The sequence below is a fragment of the Escherichia sp. TW14182 genome, assembly GCF_000208525.1.
Taxonomy (GTDB): Bacteria; Pseudomonadota; Gammaproteobacteria; order Enterobacterales; family Enterobacteriaceae; genus Escherichia; species Escherichia ruysiae.
Genome location: NZ_AEJZ01000036.1, coordinates 1 through 4246, shown reverse-complemented (window position 1 = coordinate 4246; position 4246 = coordinate 1). Strand labels below are relative to the sequence as shown.

Below are 4246 nucleotides of genomic sequence, written 5' to 3'. Positions count from 1 at the left end.
GCCTTATCCGGCCTAAATTAGCCAACAGATTCACGCTTGTAGGTCTGATAAGCGAAGCGCATCAGGCAATTGGGACCGGCAACGGTTTCAGAGATCAATGGCCCATTCGGCATGAAACAAAATCACCGCTGTGCCAGAAATGGTGACTTTCTCCGGTTGGTTGTCCCGAATAGTCACTGTCACATCAATCACGCCGTCACGCCCCAGAGCTCGTCCCTGATGGCCTTTAACACGCAACACGTTGCCATCGTGGGGCAATACGTTGTGATGCACTAACCATGCGCCCATTGGGCCATTGGCATTGCCGGTCACCGGATCTTCCACAATACCAATCGCAGGCGAGAACATGCGACCATCGGTTTCATTTTTGCCTGGGCGGATCTGGAAGGGGAAGAAACCATTGCAGCCAATCTGTTTACTGATAGCGGTCAGCGCAGCAAGGTCAGGCGAAAGGGCATCGATATCCACTTCTGGTTTCAACGGGATCATCACTTTTGAGTGTCCTGTTGTTGCCACCTGAATTGGCAAGCCTGGCAGAATATCGTCCTCAGTGAGATGAAGCGCGTTGATAATTGCCGCGCGAGCTCCACCTTCCAGCGGCGGTTCAAAGCCCGGCGTGCCTTGCTCCAGAGAAATACGATAATCACCGTTTTGTTTTTCGATAGTGACACGGTGCTTTCCCGCCAACGATGTTTGCCAGACGGTGCAATTTCCCAAACCCAATACCTTTGAACGTACATAGTGCGCTGCTACCGTCGCGTGACCGCAAATTGGCACTTCAACCATTGGCGTAAAGTAGCGAATGTGTACATCGCTGTCGTCACTGCGCAGCAGAAAAGCCGTTTCCGAATGGCCTAACTCGCGGGCGATAAGTTGCATTTGCGCTTCGCTAAGATTATCGGCAGGGAATACAACACCGGCAGAATTGCCGCGAAACGGTTGAGAGGTAAAAGCATCGACGTGGTAAATCTGCGTTTTCATTACTGTTCTCCTGTGGCTGGAGAACTATCATAGCCTGCAATCGGCCGGAGAGCGAAAGGCTATCCGGCCGGCATGAGAATTATCGCCGTGAGCGCACAATCTGATACCTGCGGGTAAAGTACTCAAACGGTGCGCTCCATACATGCACCAGTCGGGTGAACGGGAAGAGCAGGAAGATGGTCATTCCCAACACCAGATGAACGCGGAAGATATAAGCTACGCCATCAAGATGCGTCGATGCGCCGCCCTGGAAAGTGACGATGCTTTGCGCCCATCCCACCAGCTTCATCATTTCACTGCCGTCCGGATGTTGTGCTGAAAAGGGAATGGTGGTTAACCCAAGAATGCACTGAATTAACAAAATGGCGAGGATCAGGATATCCGCACCAGAAGACGTCGCCCTGATACGCGGATTTGTTAAACGACGCACCAGCAGCCCCGCACCGCCAATCAGCGTCAACACCCCGCAAATACCGCCGAGGATCATCGCCATCTGCTGTTTTACCGCCACCGGAAGGAACCACGCGTACATCCAGTGCGGCGTTAACATGCCGAACAGATGACCGAAGAAGATCCCCAGAATACCGATATGGAACAAGTTCGACCACAGCACCATTCCGCGTTTATCCAACATCTGGCTTGAGGAGGCACGCCAGGTGTACTGCCCGTAATCGTAGCGCAACCAGCTTCCGAGGATAAAAACCGTGCCACACAAGTACGGGTAGATATCGTAAAAAAAGACGTTCAGATACTGAATCATTTCCCACCTCCCGCACTGATGTCCACATACTGCGGTGCGACATCCTGACTAAAGCGTCGCTGATATTGATTAAGCGGCGAGCTGTCACACGCCGTGGCGTTATCTTCAATAAACTTCACCTGTTCCTCTTCCCACACCGCATCCAGTGCCTGACGGGTGTCGTCGCGCTCCTCGCTGCGTATCTGTTTTGTGACACTGTCACTTGAGAGTGTACTTCCCGCCAGATGCAGCAGGGCGTCAAACAACGGATACCATGGCGCCTCACGTTGTTTTAAGCGCCCGCCGAGCAGGGCGAGGATTGGCGCAACGTTGAGCAAACCTTCTTTAGCCTGGGTGTCGGGTAGCACACTTAAATACTCCAGATACAAAGGCAGATAATCAGGCAACTCGCGACAATTTAGTTGCAGGCCGACTTTTTCATACTCCGCCAGCAGATCCACCATTGCCTGACCGCGATCGCGTGACTCGGCATGAACATGTTCAAATAGCAGCAGCGAAGTGGTGCGTCCACGGTCAAACACTTCACACCATTCAGCCTGTTTATCCAGCAGCGGCGCATTAAGCAGGTCGCAGGTGAAATCGGTGAGCATCGGCGCGTCGTGGCGAATCAGCGCCAGCGCGTCGTCTTTGTTCTCCCATAGCAGCTCGTCCGGATACTCCATCAACAAGCCGATCACTTTGAGGATTTGCATTATTCGCCCTCCGCTTTATTGCGTACTTCGGTAATGTCGATGGCATCGATTCGGCTACTGTTGAACAGATTGAATTTAGTATCAGAGCCGTGGCAACCGTCGCCAAAAGTAAAGCCGCAGCCGTTGCGTTCACCGAAGGCGTCTCCCGCCATTTCCCGATGACTGGTCGGAATGACAAACCGATCTTCATAGTTGGCGATAGCGAGATAGCGATACATATCTTCCACCTGGGCGACGCTCAGCCCGACTTCGTCGATCGCGCGGGTATCAGTTACACCTTCTACGGTTTGCGAACGCATATAGTGGCGCATTGCCATCATCCGTTTCAGCGCCCGCAGTACAGGACCGGTATCGCCCGCACTCAACATATTGGCGAGGTATTGCACCGGAATACGCAGGCTTTCGATGGCGGGAAGTACGCCTTCGCTTTTGGGCAGTCCGCCCGCGTCGGCGTAAGACTGAATCGGCGACAGCGGCGGCACGTACCAGACCATCGGCAGGGTGCGATATTCCGGGTGCAACGGTAGCGCCAGTTTCCAGTCCATTGCCATTTTGTAAACCGGTGAACGCTGGGCTGCCTCAATCACGTTTTGCGGGATACCTTGTTTCAGGGCTTCTTCGATCACTGATGGATCGTGCGGATCGAGGAACACTTCGCACTGGCGTTCATAGAGATCAACTTCGCGCTCGGTGCTCGCCGCTTCCTCGATGCGGTCGGCGTCGTAGAGCAGTACACCAAGATAACGAATGCGACCCACGCAGGTTTCGGAGCAGACCGTTGGCTGACCGGACTCAATTCGCGGATAACAGAAGATGCATTTTTCCGACTTGCCGCTTTTCCAGTTGAAGTAGATTTTTTTGTACGGACAACCGCTAATGCACAAGCGCCAGCCACGACATTTATCCTGATCGATCAGCACAATGCCGTCTTCTTCGCGTTTGTAGATAGCGCCGCTGGGGCAGGTCGCCACGCAGCTGGGGTTGAGGCAGTGTTCGCAAAGGCGCGGCAGGTACATCATGAAAGTGTTTTCAAACTGACCGTACATCTCCTTTTGCATGGCTTCGAAGTTGCGGTCGCGGGCGCGTTTTTCAAACTCGCCGCCCAGCAATTCTTCCCAGTTTGGCCCCCAGATCACTTTGTCCATCCGTTTGCCGTCAATCAGCGAACGTGGGCGGGCAGTGGGAATGTGTTTACCTTCCGGCGCGCTATGCAAATGTTCGTAGTCGAAGGTGAAAGGTTCGTAGTAGTCGTCAATCTGCGGTATCACCGGGTTGGCGAAGATTTTAGTTATTACGCCCATCTTGCTGCCCAGGCGCGGGCGGATCTTGCCATTCACATCACGTACCCAGCCGCCTTGCCACTCTTCCTGATCTTCCCAGTTTTTCGGATAACCAATGCCCGGTTTGGTTTCGACGTTGTTAAACCATGCGTACTCCATGCCTTCGCGCCCGGTCCAGACGTTTTTACAGGTCACCGAACAGGTGTGGCAGCCGATACATTTATCGAGGTTAAGCACCATGCCGACTTGCGAACGTATTTTCATTTTTTCGCCTCCTGTACCTGATCGCGACCTTCATCGTCCAGCCAGTTAACGTTTTTCATCTTACGGATCATGATGAACTCATCGCGGTTCGAGCCGACGGTGCCGTAGTAGTTAAAGCCCCAGGCCAGTTGCGCGTAACCGCCAATCATATGCGTCGGCTTCGGGCAAACGCGGGTGACTGAGTTGTGAATACCGCCGCGCATTCCGGTCACTTCTGAACCGGGGATATTCATAATGCGTTTATATGAACACATCCCGTTTGCAAGGCA

At 53.4% G+C, this 4246-nt stretch carries 5 protein-coding genes; all 5 read right to left on the bottom strand.

Features of this window, described 5'->3' with window-relative positions:
* Positions 1–87: 87 nt before the first annotated feature.
* A complete protein-coding gene (locus EQY_RS0103670; protein WP_000856954.1) occupies positions 88–981 on the bottom strand; it encodes a PhzF family isomerase in 894 nt (297 codons plus the stop codon).
* A 79-nt stretch (positions 982–1060) separates the two neighbouring features.
* Positions 1061–1741 (bottom strand): respiratory nitrate reductase subunit gamma, encoded by a 681-nt coding sequence (gene narI, locus EQY_RS0103665; protein WP_000617141.1) that lies wholly within the window; start codon positions 1739–1741, stop codon positions 1061–1063.
* Entirely contained in the window at positions 1738–2433 is a 696-nt protein-coding gene (narW, locus tag EQY_RS0103660) for a nitrate reductase molybdenum cofactor assembly chaperone (RefSeq protein ID WP_001166381.1), read from the bottom strand. Before narW ends, narI begins: the two co-directional genes overlap by 4 nt.
* Positions 2433–3977, bottom strand: a complete 1545-nt coding sequence (narH, locus tag EQY_RS0103655; RefSeq protein ID WP_000702538.1) for a nitrate reductase subunit beta — start codon at positions 3975–3977, stop codon at positions 2433–2435. Before narH ends, narW begins: the two co-directional genes overlap by 1 nt.
* Positions 3974–4246: hypothetical protein (locus EQY_RS0103650; protein WP_001073510.1), on the bottom strand; the 273-nt coding region annotated here is incomplete at its 5' end. The genes EQY_RS0103650 and narH, both read right to left, overlap by 4 nt.